This is a genomic window from Pseudomonas silensiensis (assembly GCF_050434865.1).
GTDB lineage: Bacteria > Pseudomonadota > Gammaproteobacteria > Pseudomonadales > Pseudomonadaceae > Aquipseudomonas > Aquipseudomonas fluorescens_W.
Genome location: NZ_JBNDJH010000015.1, coordinates 43519 through 59566 on the forward strand (window position 1 = coordinate 43519; position 16048 = coordinate 59566).

At 59.4% G+C, this 16048-nt stretch carries 13 protein-coding genes; 8 read left to right on the forward strand and 5 right to left on the reverse strand.

Annotated features, from left to right (window positions below; genetic code table 11):
- Positions 1-39 precede the first annotated feature (39 nt).
- Positions 40-807 carry an SDR family oxidoreductase gene (locus QF010_RS21000; protein ID WP_008149805.1) on the forward strand — a complete coding sequence of 256 codons (768 nt, stop codon included), beginning with the start codon at positions 40-42 and terminating at the stop codon, positions 805-807.
- Positions 808-986: 179 nt separating this feature from the next.
- On the forward strand, positions 987-2102 hold the full coding sequence (locus QF010_RS21005; RefSeq protein WP_429533856.1) for a Gfo/Idh/MocA family protein: 1116 nt from the start codon (positions 987-989) through the stop codon (positions 2100-2102).
- 415 nt (positions 2103-2517) lie between these two features.
- On the opposite strand, the gene QF010_RS21010 is transcribed toward QF010_RS21005, so the two are convergent.
- The 4 genes from QF010_RS21010 to QF010_RS21025 all read right to left on the reverse strand — a co-directional run bounded on the left by QF010_RS21010 (position 2518) and on the right by QF010_RS21025 (position 7458).
- Positions 2518-2766 (reverse strand): DUF1652 domain-containing protein, encoded by a 249-nt coding sequence (locus QF010_RS21010; protein ID WP_033054560.1) that lies wholly within the window; start codon positions 2764-2766, stop codon positions 2518-2520.
- Positions 2767-2895: 129 nt separating this feature from the next.
- Positions 2896-4392, reverse strand: coding sequence for a helix-turn-helix transcriptional regulator (locus QF010_RS21015; protein ID WP_429533857.1), 1497 nt, complete (start codon positions 4390-4392; stop codon positions 2896-2898).
- A 132-nt stretch (positions 4393-4524) separates the two neighbouring features.
- A complete protein-coding gene (locus QF010_RS21020) occupies positions 4525-5808 on the reverse strand; it encodes a Zn-dependent hydrolase (protein ID WP_429533858.1) in 1284 nt (427 codons plus the stop codon).
- A gap of 165 nt (positions 5809-5973) precedes the next feature.
- Positions 5974-7458, reverse strand: coding sequence for an NCS1 family nucleobase:cation symporter-1 (locus QF010_RS21025; protein ID WP_429510167.1), 1485 nt, complete (start codon positions 7456-7458; stop codon positions 5974-5976).
- 553 nt (positions 7459-8011) lie between these two features.
- Between QF010_RS21025 and hydA the strand changes: the two genes are divergently transcribed.
- The 3 genes from hydA (at position 8012) to preA (ending at position 12298) form a co-directional block, all read left to right on the forward strand.
- Positions 8012-9451, forward strand: coding sequence for a dihydropyrimidinase (gene hydA / locus QF010_RS21030; RefSeq protein WP_429533859.1), 1440 nt, complete (start codon positions 8012-8014; stop codon positions 9449-9451).
- A 204-nt stretch (positions 9452-9655) separates the two neighbouring features.
- Positions 9656-11023, forward strand: coding sequence for an NAD(P)-dependent oxidoreductase (locus QF010_RS21035; RefSeq protein ID WP_033054552.1), 1368 nt, complete (start codon positions 9656-9658; stop codon positions 11021-11023).
- Positions 11024-12298 (forward strand): NAD-dependent dihydropyrimidine dehydrogenase subunit PreA, encoded by a 1275-nt coding sequence (gene preA / locus QF010_RS21040; RefSeq protein ID WP_429533860.1) that lies wholly within the window; start codon positions 11024-11026, stop codon positions 12296-12298.
- Positions 12299-12475: 177 nt separating this feature from the next.
- Here preA and QF010_RS21045 read toward each other — a convergent pair whose 3' ends face one another.
- Entirely contained in the window at positions 12476-13096 is a 621-nt protein-coding gene (locus tag QF010_RS21045; protein ID WP_008149783.1) for a TetR/AcrR family transcriptional regulator, read from the reverse strand.
- A gap of 140 nt (positions 13097-13236) precedes the next feature.
- Between QF010_RS21045 and copC the strand changes: the two genes are divergently transcribed.
- The 3 genes from copC to QF010_RS21060 all read left to right on the forward strand — a co-directional run bounded on the left by copC (position 13237) and on the right by QF010_RS21060 (position 15950).
- Positions 13237-13602, forward strand: a complete 366-nt coding sequence (copC, locus tag QF010_RS21050) for a copper homeostasis periplasmic binding protein CopC (protein ID WP_429533861.1) — start codon at positions 13237-13239, stop codon at positions 13600-13602.
- Positions 13603-13605: 3 nt separating this feature from the next.
- Positions 13606-14466: a copper homeostasis membrane protein CopD gene (copD, locus tag QF010_RS21055; RefSeq protein WP_429533862.1), complete on the forward strand. Its 861-nt coding sequence runs from the start codon at positions 13606-13608 to the stop codon at positions 14464-14466.
- Between the two features lie 185 nt (positions 14467-14651).
- Entirely contained in the window at positions 14652-15950 is a 1299-nt protein-coding gene (locus QF010_RS21060; protein WP_429533863.1) for an OprD family porin, read from the forward strand.
- The last annotated feature ends 98 nt before the right edge of the window (positions 15951-16048 follow it).

Below are 16048 nucleotides of genomic sequence, written 5' to 3' on the forward strand. Positions count from 1 at the left end.
CACGGGCCCCAATAACAAAACTTTTTATAAGAGAATCCCATGTCCAAGACTCAGTTGTTCGACCTCGACGGCAAAATCGCATTTGTATCCGGCGCCAGCCGCGGCATCGGTGAAGCCATCGCCAAACTGCTGGCCCAGCAAGGCGCCCACGTCATCGTCTCGAGCCGCAAACTCGACGGCTGCCAGCACGTGGCCGATGCGATCATCGCCGCTGGCGGCAAAGCCACTGCCGTGGCTTGCCATATCGGTGAAATGGAGCAGATCAGCCAGGTCTTCGCTGGCATTCGCGAACAATTCGGGCGCCTGGACATCCTGGTCAACAACGCGGCGACCAACCCGCAGTTCTGCAACGTACTGGACACCGACCTCAGCGCTTTCCAGAAAACCGTCGACGTGAACATCCGCGGTTACTTCTTCATGTCGGTGGAAGCCGGCAAGCTGATGCGCGAAAACGGTGGCGGCAGCATCATCAACGTCGCCTCGATCAACGGCATCTCGCCGGGGATCTTCCAGGGCATCTACTCGGTGACCAAAGCGGCGGTCATCAACATGACCAAAGTGTTCGCCAAGGAATGCGCACAGTTCGGCATCCGCTGCAACGCCCTGCTGCCAGGTCTGACCGACACCAAGTTTGCTTCGGCACTGGTGAAAAACGAGGCTATTTTGAACACCGCATTGCAGCAGATCCCACTCAAGCGTGTGGCGGATCCGAGCGAGATGGCCGGTGCGGTGTTGTATCTGGCCAGTGATGCGTCGAGTTACACCACCGGGGTTTCGTTGAATGTGGATGGTGGGTTCTTGTCCTGATCCGATTTACCGGATGAACAAAAGGCAGCCTTAGGGCTGCCTTTTTTTGCCCTGCCTTATCGTTCCCACGCAGTGTGGAAACGATTACACGAAAGAATTTTAATTCCATCATTTGCAAATAATGAATATTTATTCCATAAATAGCCCTCCTGAAAATAAAATCCAAAAGGACCCCGGCTATGCGCGAACTCGGTATCGGACTCATCGGCACAGGTTTCATGGGCCGCGCCCATGCCTTGGCGTTTCGCAACGTCAGTGCGGTTTTCGAACTGCCCCTCAAGCTCAAACTCGCCGCGCTGGCCGACGCCGATCCGCAGCGTGCCCGCCACTGCGCCGATGCCTGGGGTTTCGACACCGCTCATAGCGACTGGCAACAACTGATCGATGACCCCAAGGTCAATCTGATCGCCATCACCACACCCAATCACCTGCACTACCCCATGGCCATGGCCGCCCTCGCCGCCGGCAAACCGGTCTATTGCGAGAAGCCGTTGGCGGTGAGTCTGGAGCAGGCCGACGCCATGCGCCTGGGGGCCAAAGCGGCAGGCGTGGTGACGCGGGTGGGTTACAACTATCAGCACAACCCGATGATCGGGCTCGCCCGGCAGCTGATTGAAAACGGCGATTTGGGTCAGATCATCAGTTTCCAGGGTGAATTCAGCGAAGACTTCATGGCCGATCCCGCATCACCCTGGTCCTGGCGTTGCGATTCCGATCATGCCGGTGGCGCACTGGCCGATCTGGGCAGTCACCTGTTGGCCATGGCCCGCTATCTGGTGGGCGATGTCGAGGCAGTGAGCGCCGACACCCAGACCGTGCACCGACAACGTCCCGCCAAGGCTGGCAGTCACGAGCAACGCAATATCGCCGTCGACGATCAGGTCCACGCCTTGTTGCGGTTTGCGAATGGCGCCCGGGGCACGTTCAGCAGCAGTTGGCTCAAGCACGGCTACAAGAATCACCTGAGTTTCGAAATCAGCGGCACCCGAGGGACTTTGGTGTTCGATCAGGAACGCCTGAATGAATTGCGACTGTTTCGTGCCGGTCAGGATGGTTTCCAGCGCTTGCTGGCAGGGCCGAATCTGCCGGGTTATGCAGCGTTCAGCCCGGCGGCAGGGCATCAGTTGGGTTACAACGAACTCAAGACGCTGGAAGTCCATGATCTGGTGATGGCGCTGGCAGGCTTATCTCAGGATGGAACAGATTTCGAACAGGCATGGGAAGTCGAACGGCTCGCGAAGGCGATCCGGTTGGCAGCGCAAGAATCGCGGTGGGTCAGGATCGAGGAGGTCTGAGCGAAACGCACGAATACCCGCCAGCAGCACAGCGCCGCTGGCGGTTCAACGTGAGCGGATGGACGCTTACTGAGTGACGCAACGAGTGAGCGTCGTTTCCCGGGTCACCTGCCCTTCAGCCCTCATATCACCTTGCACATCGGTGTTTTCAGTGGTCTGGCAGGTGCGTACAGGAGGTGGAGGCGGCGCGGCGGGAGGTGGCGGCGGAGGACTCGCACAACCACCCAGAATCGCTATCCAGAGTGCGAACGACAGTGTTGCAAAAGTGCGTTTCCCAAGACTTTTCATAGGTTGACCCGCGGTAAGTGATCGACATATTTCCGCGACCCAACTGCCTCACCGCGAACCCGCGGACCGGTCACAGAAAAAATACTCTCGTATTCTTTATACGACCGCCGGCAAAACCCGACAGTTCCTATGACGTCTCGCGACGATGCAACGTATTGCACTCGAGTTCATAACGCAGCTCTTCGATCAACGCTGCCACCGCCTCCGGTGTTCTTAGCTTGGCCACGCTCAACCCGGTGACCACCAGATCCACCTGCCCCGACACCGGATGATAGAGCTTCACCGTCAGTGAACGAGCCCCCGTAACAGTGCAGTCACAGGCCAGCGGCGAAAAGCTCCGCTCCAGCTGCATACGCAATTGCGCCACATAAATCATCCGGCAGTTCCTGTAGCTGTTTCGAAAGGGAGGCGATACCCGAAGACCTGTATCGCACCCTGATAGCCTAAGAACTGCTGCGCCCGGCCAGAACATGAATTTGCACCCCCTCAAGTAGTGCATTTGCACCTAACGCTGGGCCTTGGGCCGCCACTCGCTGGAGAACAAACCGCGCTCGCGAGCCCAGACAATCGCCTCGCTACGACTGTGAACGTCGAGTTTGGAATACACCGTCGACACATGGTTGCGCACCGTGTTCGGCGCGAGCTTGAGCCGCGCGGCGATTTCCTTGTCGGCCAGGCCTTCGCAGATCAGGCCGAGCACATCGCGCTCGCGAGCGGTCAGGTCGGTGAAAGACACACTAGGCAACCGTGGCGAGTTGACGTTTTTGACGTTAGCGAGCTTCTCGATGAGCGTGCGGCTGAACCAGGAGGCGTCTTTCATCACCTCTTCGATCGCCGACACCAACTCCAGCTCCGTGCGTTTACGCTCGGTGATGTCCATGAACACCAGCAGGTAGCAGGGACGGTCCTGAATGTTCACGGTGTCGGCCGAGACCGCGCAATCGATCAATCCGGCGCCTTTCTTGCGTACCTGAACATCGACACGATCCACGCGTCCGGTTTTTTCCAGCGCCGTAAACAGCCGCGCGCGGGCGCCTGCGTCATCGATAAAATCGATCTGCGTTACCGATTGGCCAAGCACTTCTTCACTGGAATACGCGAGCGTATCGAGGAAGGCTTCATTGACGTCCATCACCACCTGATCGCTGGCGTTGCACACCAGGATCGGCACCGGGGTCAGTCGAAAAGCCTTGGCGAAGCGTTCCTCGCTCTGACGCAAGGCGAGTTCGGCCTTATGCCGAGGCTCGATGTCCACAAACGAAAACAGCATGCAGGCTTCGTCGTGCAGCTCAAGGGGCTGGCCGGCGACGATCACCTGTTTGCTGCCACCGTCGTGTAACTTCAACTGAGCCTGCATCTGCGGAATGGTTGCCCCTTCGAGCAAGCGCTGCTTGGCCAGGTCTTTGTTTTCGGCGCCCTCCAGCACGTCCAGTTCATAGGTCGAACGGCCGATCACCTGATCACGGGCATGGCCGGTCATCTCCAGGAAGCCCGGGTTGACTTTGATGTAACGCAAATCGCTCAGGCGACAGATCACCGCCGGGGCCGGGTTGGCATTGAAGGTTTTTTCGAAACGCTGCTCGGCGCTGGCCCACTCCGAGACATCGTTCATGATCAGCACCAGCGACTCCGGCTTGCCAGCGCTGTCGGCCAATACCATGCTGCGCACGCTGTGGACCCAGGTGCGCTCTTCGTCGTCCACCGGTGTCACCTCAACCAGCACATCACTGAAGGACTCGCCTCGGGCAACGCGGCTGATCGGATAATTGTCGACCTGAACCGGATGATTATTGCGATAACGCAAGGCGAAGCGCTCGGCGAACTCCCTGGCATTCGCCCCCAGCTCGCTGAGCTGCCCGACACCATGCATGGCCAGCGCGGCGTCATTGGCCCATAGGAGGGTCTGGTCGAGTTCCAGCAGAATCACCCCATCGGACAGGCCGGCGATGATCTGCTGCAACTGGCGGCGATTGGTTTCGGTGATCAGGACGTCCTGGCTCATTGGATCTCCACGCTTGCGGCGGCGCATTCATGCGCCGCCCTGTGAAGATTACGACCGCAGGCAATCATGATCGTGCAGATATGCCGGGGGATACGGGTGCAGGAGCTGGCGCAGCCTGCGATCTTTTGATCTTCAGGCCGCCAATTGACCACTGGCAATCGCCGCCGAAGCCGCCAGCATCGCCCGCAACAACACCGCACACCCGGCCGCCAGGTCATCTGGCGCGGCGTTTTCGATTTCGTTGTGGCTGATGCCGCCTTCGCACGGTACGAAGATCATCCCGGCCGGGCCGAGTTCGGCGAGGAAGATTGCGTCGTGCCCTGCTCCGCTGACGATGTCCATGTGCGACAGGCCCAACCCTTGGGCGGCGCCGCGTACCGCTTCGACGCAACCTTTGTCGAAGTACAGCGGCGGGAAATCCGCAGTGGGTGTGAGTTCGAAGGTCAGGCCGTGTTCCTCGCAGGTGGTTTCGATGACTTCGCGGACTTCGGCGATCATCGAATCCAGGCGCGCCGGTTCCAGATGACGGAAGTCCAGGGTCATACGCACTTCGCCGGGGATGACGTTGCGTGAGCCGGGATAGGCTTGCAGGCAGCCAACGGTGCCGCAGGCGTGCGGTTGATGACCGAGAGCCGCGCGGTTGACCGCACCGACGATCACCGAAGCACCGACCAGAGCATCCTTGCGCAGGTGCATCGGCGTCGGGCCGGCGTGGGCTTCGACGCCGCGCAGTTTCAGGTCGAACCATTTCTGCCCGAGTGCGCCCATCACCACACCGATGGTTTTGTGTTCGTCTTCAAGGATCGGGCCTTGCTCGATATGGGCCTCGAAATAGGCGCCGACGGCATGGCCGCTGACCTCGCGTGGGCCGGCGTAGCCGATGGCGTTCAACGCTTCGCCGACGGTGACGCCCTCGGCATCGACCTTGGCCAGGGTTTCTTGGAGGGTGAATTTTTCTGCAAATACGCCGGAGCCCATCATGCACGGAGCGAAGCGTGAACCTTCCTCGTTGGTCCAGACCACGACTTCCAGCGGCGCTTCGGTTTCCACGCCCAGGTCATTGAGGGTACGCAGCACTTCGACGCCGGCCAGTACGCCGAAACAGCCGTCGAACTTGCCGCCGGTGGGTTGGGTGTCGATGTGGCTGCCGGTCATCACCGGCGGCAGGTTCGGGTTGCGACCGGGGCGGCGGGCGAAGATATTGCCGACGGCGTCGATGCTGACGGTGCAACCGGCCTCCTCGCACCAGTTGACGAAAATGTCCCGGGCCTGACGGTCGAGGTCGGTCAGGGCCAGGCGACAGACGCCACCCTTGACCGTGGCGCCGAGCTTGGCCAGGTCCATGAGCGACTGCCACAAGCGGTCGCGGTTGATGTGCTGATGGGTGGACTGCAGAACGTCTACGGCAGCGTTCATGATGATCTCCTCAGGCAGTTGTTATAGGTTACTTCAGGCATTTTTTGGTGTCTTGGAGGCCGTCATCGCGGGCAAGCCCGCTCCCACAGTGGATGGTGTGTACATAGCATTTGTGTACGACCTCAATCCCTGTGGGAGCGGGCTTGCCCGCGAAGAGGCCATCCGCTAGACCGCAGATTTCGCAACAGACGGACTGGGGCGCATCGAGCACAACCCGTAATAAATCAGCCCACCCAGCGCCGAGCCGGTGAACCAGCCATAGTCGTAGAACCAGCTGAATGCAGTGCTGCCGAGCGACAGCAGCGTCAGCGCCACCGGCACACCGAACGCGATAAACCCGAACCAGTTCCACGCCGGGTAAACGTCATCGCGATAGAGGCCGGCCAGGTCCAGTTGCTGTTTCTTGATCAGGAAATAGTCCACCACCATGATCCCGGCGATCGGGCCCAACAGGCTCGAATAACCCAGCAGCCAGTTGGAATACACCGTCTCCAGGCTTAGATCCGAGACGATCAAACCGAGCTTCTTCAACAGCTCATGGGCCATCAGCGCCAAGCCTACAAGACCGGTGAGCAACACCGCTTTGGTGCGGTTGATGAACTTGGGGGCGACGTTCTGGAAATCGTTGGTCGGCGAAACAATGTTGGCCGCTGTGTTGGTCGACAGCGTGGCGATGATGATCAGCGCCATGGCCAGTGCGACCCAGACCGGGCTCTGGATATGACCGATCAAGGTGACCGGATCGGAGACGGTGACGCCCACCAGTTTTACCGAGGCGGCCGTCATTACTACGCCGAGGGAGGCGAACAGGAACATGGTCAGGGGCAAGCCGATGATCTGCCCGACGATCTGATCCTTCTGGCTTTTCGCATAGCGGCTGAAATCCGGAATGTTCAGGGACAAGGTGGCCCAGAACCCCACCATGGCGGTCAGCCCGGCAGCAAAGTAACTGACCACGCTCGCGCCTTCCGGACGCTTGGCCGGGATGGCCATCAATTCCGTCATCGATACGTTTGGCATGGCCCACACCAGCAGCCCCACGCCTACCAGCACCAACAACGGCGCCGAGAGGGTTTCCAGCCATTTGATCGAGTCCGCACCGCGAATCACCACCCACAGGTTCAGCGCCCAGAAGATCATGAAGCCGATCACTTCACCGGTCCCGCCAAGGGCTTTCCATCCGTCGAATACCGAGCCCAGAAACAGGTGAATCGCCAGCCCGCCGAACATCGTCTGAATGCCGAACCAGCCGCACGCCACCAAGGCGCGGATCAGGCACGGAACGTTGGAACCGAGGACACCGAAGGACGACCGCAACAACACCGGAAACGGAATGCCGTACTTGGTGCCGGGGAAGGCGTTCAGGGTCAGGGGGATCAACACGATGATGTTGGCGAACAGAATCGCCAGCAGCGCTTCGCCGACGCTCAGGCCGAAATACGCGGTGAGCACGCCGCCGAGGGTGTAGGTCGGCACGCAGATCGCCATGCCGACCCACAACGCGGTGATGTGCCATTTGTTCCAGGTTCGTTCGCGCACCTTCGTCGGTGCCATGTCGTGGTTGTAACGGGGACTGTCGAGGACATCACTGCCAGCCTCGAGCTCAAACAAGCCGTCGCGCTCGGTCACTTGCGATCTGATCTGTTGCATGGCCGCTCCACTGTTCTTTGAATTATTTTTTGCTCATCAGGGGGCTGGCGGCATCAAAAAACGTGCCGGGCACCCCGTTTGCGCATCGGGCAGTTCCATAAAAACTTTGTAACCAACTGATGTTTATCAATTTTATTTATATAGCCGATGAGTCACCGGTTACTTGCTTGTTCACTCAGGCCAAATGCCAGGCAAGTTGTCCGAATCGTCAGGACTCAATCTGGTGCATAGCACTTTTTTTCAACGTTGCGCATCAACCATAGACCATCCTCAAGCGGCTGATTTCACATAAGAAATCTCGTCTATTTTTACAACCTGTCAAGTGCGTCAAAATGGTGAGAGGCCTCACCATTTTGGTGATTTTCAGTTTTAATCGTTAATTATCAATAACTTAAAATAGATATAAGCTTATAAAAAATATTCTTGCTCAATCCTTAAACTCAGACTAGCGTTTATTCCTGACAGCGCTGACAGGAATACACCCGTTTGCGTCGGCTTCATATAAAACATTTAGAACCGGCACAAGTCGGTCATTGCCTGCGAGGAACTCGGAATGTCTCTGTTGATCCGTGGCGCCACCGTTATTACCCATGATGAAAGTTATCGCGCCGACGTCTATTGCGCCGACGGCGTGATCAAAGCCATCGGCGAAAACCTTGATGTTCCCGCCGATGCCGAAGTGCTCGACGGCAGCGGCCAATACCTGATGCCCGGCGGCATCGATCCGCACACGCACATGCAACTGCCCTTCATGGGCACGGTGGCCAGTGAAGACTTCTTCAGCGGCACCGCGGCGGGACTTGCCGGTGGCACCACGTCGATCATCGACTTTGTGATTCCCAATCCGCAGCAATCCTTGATGGAAGCCTTTCATCAGTGGCGCGGCTGGGCCGAGAAGTCGGCGTCGGATTACGGTTTCCACGTCGCGATTACCTGGTGGGGCGAACAGGTCCGCGAGGAAATGGCCGAGCTGGTCAGCCAGCACGGGGTCAACAGCTTCAAGCACTTCATGGCCTACAAGAACGCGATCATGGCCGCCGACGATACGCTGGTGGCCAGTTTCGAGCGCTGCCTGGAACTGGGCGCAGTGCCGACCGTGCATGCGGAAAACGGTGAGCTGGTCTATCACCTGCAACGCAAATTGATGGCCCAGGGCATGACCGGTCCGGAAGCGCATCCGTTGTCGCGCCCTTCGCAGGTTGAAGGTGAAGCGGCCAGTCGGGCGATCCGCATCGCCGAAACCCTGGGCACGCCGCTGTACCTGGTGCATGTCTCGACCAAGGAAGCCCTCGACGAAATCACCTACGCCCGCAGCAAGGGCCAACAAGTCTACGGCGAGGTCCTGGCCGGGCATCTGCTGCTGGACGACAGCGTCTACCAACACCCGGACTGGCAGACCGCTGCCGGTTACGTGATGAGCCCGCCCTTCCGTCCACGCGGCCATCAAGAAGCACTTTGGCACGGCCTGCAATCGGGCAACCTGCACACCACCGCCACCGACCATTGCTGCTTCTGTGCCGAGCAAAAAGCCGCGGGCCGTGACGACTTCAGCAAAATCCCCAATGGCACGGCCGGTATCGAAGACCGCATGGCGGTGCTCTGGGATGAAGGGGTGAACACCGGGCGTTTGTCGATGCAGCACTTCGTGGCGCTGACCTCCACCAACACGGCGAAGATCTTCAATCTCTATCCACGTAAAGGCGCGATTCGCGTCGGGGCCGATGCGGACCTGGTGCTGTGGGATCCAGAGGGTACGCGGACCATCTCGGCCAAGACGCATCACCAACAGGTCGACTTCAACATCTTTGAAGGCAAGACCGTGCGCGGTGTGCCGAGCCACACCGTCAGCCAAGGCCGGGTGGTATGGGCCGATGGTGATTTGCGCGCCGAGCGTGGTGCCGGGCGGTATGTCGAACGGCCGGCGTATCCGGCGGTGTTTGATTTGCTGAGCAAGCGGGCTGAGTTGAACAGGCCTGTTGCCGTGAAACGCTGATCTGCCCTTTGTGGCGAGGGAGCTTGCTCCCGCTGGACTGCGCAGCAGGCCCAAAGCCAGTCGACTTGGGGGTCAGGACAACCGAGTTGGCAGGATATGGGGCGGCTTCGCCACCCAGCGGGAGCAAGCTCCCTCACCACAGGATGATGCGAAAAAACCAATGCCCATCAGAGGCAGTACCTCAATAACCGTGAGGCCAACACCGTGATCAAGACCCTGAACCACCTCCCGCATCCGCACGAGAATGCGGCCGCCCTCGCCGGCCATTTCACCGACCTGGCGCCACCGCTCAACGATCGTCAGGCGCATCTGGAAGCCTCGCGTTGCCTGTACTGCTACGACGCGCCGTGCGTGAATGCCTGTCCGAGCGAGATCGACATTCCGTCATTCATCCGCAATATCCATCAGGAAAACGTTCAGGGCGCCGCGCAGAAAATCCTCTCGGCGAACATCCTCGGCGGCAGTTGCGCCCGGGTGTGCCCGACGGAAGTGCTTTGCCAGCAAGCCTGCGTGCGCAACAACGACCATGAATGCGCACCGGTGCTGATCGGCCTGTTGCAGCGTTATGCCGTCGACAACGCACACTTCAGCGAACACCCCTTTACGCGTGCTGCATCAACCGGCAAGCGCATCGCCGTGGTTGGCGCCGGACCGGCCGGTTTGTCCTGCGCTCACCGCAGTGCCATGCACGGTCATGACGTGGTGATTTTCGAGGCGCGGGAAAAGGCTGGCGGCCTCAACGAATACGGGATCGCCAAGTACAAACTGGTGGACGACTACGCGCAGAAGGAGCTTGAATTCCTATTGGAAATCGGCGGGATCGAAATCCGCCACGGGCAGAAACTCGGCGAAAACCTCACCCTCAGCGATCTGCATCAGCAGTTCGACGCGGTGTTCCTCGGCCTCGGTCTGGCCGCCAGCAAACAGCTGGGGCTTGCTCATGAAGAGGCACCCGGTCTGCTGGCCGCCACCGATTACATCCGCGAACTGCGTCAGGCCGATGACCTGACCCAACTCCCCCTCGCTGACCGTTGCATCGTTTTGGGTGCCGGCAACACCGCCATCGACATGGCCGTGCAAATGGCTCGCCTCGGGGCACGCGACGTCAACCTGGTGTACCGCCGCGGTGTCGAGGAAATGGGCGCCACCGGCCACGAACAGGACATCGCCAAAGCCAATCAAGTGCGCTTGCTGACCTGGGCACAACCCGAAGAAGTCCTGCTCGATGCTCAAGGCCAGGTACGCGGCATGCGCTTCGCTCGGACCTGGTTAGTCGAAGGTCGCCTGCAAACCACCGGCGAAACCTTCGAACTGGCCGCCGACGCCATCTTCAAAGCCATCGGCCAGGCCTTTGACGCCAGCGCCCTCGTCGACCCGCTGGCCCGTGAACTCAAGCGCCAGGGCGAGCGGATTCAAGTGGACGAAAACCTGCGCACCAGCATCCCCGGCGTGTACGCCGGCGGCGACTGCACCAGCCTCGATCAGGACCTCACCGTGCAGGCCGTGCAGCACGGCAAACGGGCCGCCGAGGCCATCAACGCCCAACTCATGCTCAACGTGGAGGCTGCGTAAATGGCCGATCTCTCGATTGTCTTCGCCGGCATCAAAGCCCCCAACCCGTTCTGGCTGGCCTCCGCGCCACCGACCGACAAGGCCTACAACGTGGTCCGCGCCTTCGAGGCCGGTTGGGGTGGCGTGGTCTGGAAAACCCTGGGTGAAGACCCGGCGGCGGTCAACGTGTCGTCCCGCTACTCGGCGCACTTCGGTGCCAACCGTGAAGTGGTGGGTTTCAACAACATCGAGTTGATCACTGATCGCTCACTGGAGATCAACCTGCGGGAAATCACTCAGGTCAAAAAGGACTGGCCGGACCGTGCACTGATTGTGTCGCTGATGGTGCCCTGCGTTGAAGAATCCTGGAAATTCATCCTGCCGCTAGTGGAAGCCACCGGCGCCGATGGCATCGAGCTGAACTTCGGTTGCCCGCACGGGATGCCGGAGCGCGGCATGGGCGCGGCGGTCGGCCAGGTGCCGGAATACGTCGAACAGGTCACCCGTTGGTGCAAGACGTACTGCTCGCTGCCGGTGATCGTCAAGCTCACGCCGAACATCACCGACATTCGCGTCGCCGCTCGCGCAGCTCATCGTGGCGGCGCGGATGCGGTGTCGCTGATCAACACGATCAACTCGATCACCAGCGTCAACCTGGAGCGCATGGTCGCCAATCCCGCCGTGGGCAACCAGAGCACCCACGGTGGTTATTGCGGTTCGGCGGTGAAGCCGATTGCGCTGAACATGGTCGCCGAAATCGCCCGTGACCCACAGACGCAAGGCCTGCCGATCTCCGGCATTGGCGGCATCAGCAGCTGGCGCGACGCGGCGGAATTTATTGCGCTGGGCAGCGGCTCGGTGCAGGTGTGCACGGCGGCGATGCTGCATGGCTTCCGGATTGTCGAGGAGATGAAGGACGGCTTATCGCGCTGGATGGACAGTCAGGGCTACGCCAGCGTGTCAGAGTTTTCCGGGCGTGCGGTGGGCAATACCACGGACTGGAAGTACCTGGACATCAACTATCAGGTGATTGCCAAGATTGACCAAGAGGCGTGCATTGGTTGCGGTCGTTGCCACATTGCTTGCGAAGACACTTCGCACCAGGCGATTGCGAGCCTTAAGCAGGCGGACGGGACGCACAAGTATGAAGTGATTGATGATGAGTGCGTGGGGTGCAACCTGTGTCAGATCACGTGCCCGGTGCAGGATTGCATTGAGATGGTGCCGATGGAGAACGGGAAGCCGTTTCTGGATTGGAATCATGATCCCCGCAATCCTTACCACGTTACCCTTTGAATGTTTGATTGATCTGAAATCCACCCCTCACCCTAACCCTCTCCCCAAAGGGGCGAGGGGACTGACCGAGGTGTTCTTAGCGCTACATCGACCTGAAAGATCGAGTCGAACTCAGGTTTGAATACAACGAAGATCGGCTCCCTTTCCCCCTCTCCCCTCTGGGGAGAGGGGTGGTTTTCAAGGCTCCAACCCAATCCCCCGCAAGATCACACTCGTCACCGTCTGCACCGCCCGCTCGAACTGCATGTCCGACAACGGCTGATGGTCATTCAGAATATTCACCTGATGATCAAAGTCGGCGTAGTGCTGGGTCGACGCCCAGATCATGTACAGCAGGCTCGAAGGTTCCACCGGCAGGATGCGTTTGTCGTCCACCCACTGGCGAATTTTCGCTTCTTTCATCTTGGCCCAGTCGTACAGACTGACGTCCAGTTTCTCACCCAGGGTCGGCGCACCATGGATGATTTCGTTGGCCCAGACTTTGGAGCCGTAAGGCCGGCTGCGGGAGTGGTTCATCTTCGCGCGGATGTAGCTGCTGAGCACCACGCGCGGGTCGTCGAACATCTCGAAGCACAGGGCGTCCTGTTTCCACACTTCCAGCAAACCCAGCAGTACGGCGCTGTACAGCTCACTCTTGGTGCTGAAGTAGTAATGCAGGTTGGAGCGCGGCAGTTGCACTTCGGCGGCGATGTCGGCCATGGCGGTGCCGCCGAAACCTTTTTCGGCGAAAACCTTTTCGGCCCCCAACAGGATTTTCTCGACGTTACTGCGACGAATCTCGATCTTGTGATTGCCCATGAGGGCTCCCTGACTACAGCGTTGATCAAGACTAGCATCCGCTCTAGCTCGCGGCGACAAGGGAAAACGAAACTTCGTACACCCAGCGTCTCGCAGGTAAACTGACCGCCTTTTCGAACCCGCCTCAGAGGTATTCCACGATGCTGCTCAAGAAAACCCTGACCACCGTCGCCCTGCTCGGCTCGCTGTTCGCCGCTTCATCGGTGTTTGCCCACGCCCATCTGAAAAGCCAGACCCCGGCCGCCGACAGCACGGTGAGCGCGCCGTCAGAACTGCGCCTGGTATTTTCCGAAGGCGTTGAAGCGACCTTTTCCAAGGTCACAATCAGCAAGGACGGCAGCAACGTGGCGGTGAAAAGCCTCGCCACCGAAGGCAGCGACAAGAAGACCCTGATCGTCACCCCGGCCGCACCGTTGGCAGCGGGTGCCTACAAAGTCGAATGGCACGCGGTGTCGGTCGATACCCACAAAAGCGAAGGCGCCTATGGCTTCAAGGTTGGCCAGTAATTCATGACGAGCGCGATGGTGCTGTGCCGCTTTCTGCATTTCACCGTTGTGCTGATGCTGTTCGGGGCGTGGGTGTTCAGGCCGCTGCTGGTCAATGGCGACGCTGGACATCTGGATCAGCGACTGACGAAGACAAGCCGCTGGCTGGCGGCGCTGGCGTTGGTCACTGGCGTTAGCTGGTTGCTGTTGATCACCGCCAGCATGGCCGGTTCGTGGGACGCGGCATTCGATCCGTCGACCCTGCGACTGGTGCTGGGCAAGACATTTTTCGGCCAGGTCTGGCGCTGGCACTTGCTGCTCAATGCGTTGTTGGTCGCGCTGCTGATGACGCCCTTGCGTTCAAACCTGCCCCTGCGAATCGGCCTCGCCAGCCTGCTGCTGGCCACCCTCGCGCCAGTCGGCCACGGCGCCATGCTCGACGGCCTCAACGGCCAATTGCTGATCCTTAATCAAATCATTCACCTGACCTGCGTAGGCGCCTGGCTCGGCGGTTTGATGCTGCTGGTGATGATTCTGCGGCAGCCGGCAGCGCATTCAATCAAGGCGACCTTGCAACGCTTCAGCGGCGTTGGTTACGTCTTGGTGGCGGGGTTGGTGATGACCGGTTTGGTCAACGTTCGCGTACTCACCGGGCAGTTCTGGCCGACGCCGTTGTGGTCCGGGTTTGCGCTGATTCTGTTGATCAAGATGGTGCTGGTCGCCGCGATGCTGGGGCTGGCGTTGTTCAATCGGCTGCGGATCAACGACTGCGAGCAGCGTCCGACTGCTCTGGAAAGCAGCGTCATCTTCGAATGGTTGCTGGGGATGGGAGCGGTGGCTGCCGTTTCTTTACTCGGCACTATGCCGCCGATGATCACTGGCTAAAACACAGAACCCTGTGGGAGCGGACTTGCTCCCACAGGGGTTCTTCGACATTCCATAAAATCGCGCCAAGTCATCGTACAACTTCTGATTGACATTCCCCGTAACACTTGCAAATAATCCGCCCCGACGTTGTACGACGACGTATAACAAAAAATAAAAACAACAAGAAACACGGGAGCGTCACTGTGAGCAAGCTCGTCCGCAATTCCTCCGTCTGCACCCCTCGCCCAACCTTCGCACGCCGTACTGCCCTGAGCCTGATCGGTTGCAGCAGCCTGGCCCTCGCCCTGCCCATGACCAGTCATGCCGAAGGTTTCGTCGATGACGCCAAAGCCACGTTGAACCTGCGCAACTTCTACATCAACCGCAACTTCACGAACCCGGCCTACCCGCAGGGCAAGGCTGAAGAGTGGACACAAAGCTTCATCCTCGACGCAAAATCCGGATTCACCCAGGGCCCCGTCGGTTTCGGCATGGATGTGCTGGGCCTGTACTCGGAAAAACTCGACGGTGGCAAAGGCACGGGCGGTACCTCGTTGCTGCCGATTCATGATGACGGCCGCCCGGCCGACAATTTCGGGCGCCTGGGTGTGGCGCTGAAAGGCAAAGTCTCGAAAACCGAATTGAAGGTCGGCGAATGGATGCCGGTGTTGCCGATCCTGCGCTCCGACGACGGCCGCTCGCTGCCGCAAACCTTCCGTGGTGGTCAGGTGACGTCCACCGAGATCAGTGGCCTGACGCTCTATGGCGGCCAGTTCCGCGCCAACAGCCCGCGCAACGATGCGAGCATGGAAGACATGTTCATGAACGGCAAATCGGCTGCCTTCACCTCGGACCGTTTCAACTTTGGCGGCGGTGAATATGCGTTCAATGAGAAGCGTACCCAGGTCGGCGTCTGGTACGCGCAACTCAGCGACATTTATCAGCAGCAGTATTTCAACCTGAGCCACAGCCAGCCCATCGGCGACTGGACCCTCGGCGCCAACCTTGGCTACTTCATCGGCAAGGAAGACGGCAGCGCCCTGGCCGGCGACCTCGATAACAAAACCGCGTTCGCCATGCTCTCGGCCAAATACGGTGGCAACACCTTCTATGTCGGCCTGCAAAAACTCACCGGCGACGATGTCTGGATGCGGGTCAACGGTACCAGCGGCGGCACCTTGGCCAACGACAGCTACAACTCCAGCTACGACAACGCCAAGGAAAGATCCTGGCAGCTACGCCACGACTACAACTTTGTAGCGCTCGGCATTCCCGGCCTGACCATGATGAACCGCTACATCAGCGGCGATAACGTGCACACAGGCACCATCACCGACGGCAAGGAATGGGGCCGCGAATCAGAACTGGCTTACACCGTACAGAGCGGCGTGCTGAAGAACCTCAACGTCAAATGGCGTAACGCGTCTATCCGCAAGGACTTCAGCACCAATGAATTCGACGAAAACCGCATTATCATCAACTACCCGATTTCGTTGCTGTAAGGCGGGTATCACGACAAGGTTGAATCCCCGATTTGTGCCGCAACTCACCCTTTGTAGCAGCTGGCGAAGCCTGCGTTCGACTGCGAAGCAGTCGTAAA

Coding starts and splice junctions, on each gene's coding strand:
- QF010_RS21015 (WP_429533857.1), bottom strand. CDS start 4,392: ATGAGCCAGGACGTCCTGATCACCGAAACCAATCGCCGCCAGTTGCAG.
- QF010_RS21045 (WP_008149783.1), bottom strand. CDS start 13,096: ATGGGCAATCACAAGATCGAGATTCGTCGCAGTAACGTCGAGAAAATC.
- QF010_RS21025 (WP_429510167.1), bottom strand. CDS start 7,458: ATGCAACAGATCAGATCGCAAGTGACCGAGCGCGACGGCTTGTTTGAG.
- QF010_RS21005 (WP_429533856.1), top strand. CDS start 987: ATGCGCGAACTCGGTATCGGACTCATCGGCACAGGTTTCATGGGCCGC.
- QF010_RS21000 (WP_008149805.1), top strand. CDS start 40: ATGTCCAAGACTCAGTTGTTCGACCTCGACGGCAAAATCGCATTTGTA.
- copC (WP_429533861.1), top strand. CDS start 13,237: ATGCTGCTCAAGAAAACCCTGACCACCGTCGCCCTGCTCGGCTCGCTG.
- hydA (WP_429533859.1), top strand. CDS start 8,012: ATGTCTCTGTTGATCCGTGGCGCCACCGTTATTACCCATGATGAAAGT.
- QF010_RS21010 (WP_033054560.1), bottom strand. CDS start 2,766: ATGATTTATGTGGCGCAATTGCGTATGCAGCTGGAGCGGAGCTTTTCG.
- QF010_RS21020 (WP_429533858.1), bottom strand. CDS start 5,808: ATGAACGCTGCCGTAGACGTTCTGCAGTCCACCCATCAGCACATCAAC.
- preA (WP_429533860.1), top strand. CDS start 11,024: ATGGCCGATCTCTCGATTGTCTTCGCCGGCATCAAAGCCCCCAACCCG.
- copD (WP_429533862.1), top strand. CDS start 13,606: ATGACGAGCGCGATGGTGCTGTGCCGCTTTCTGCATTTCACCGTTGTG.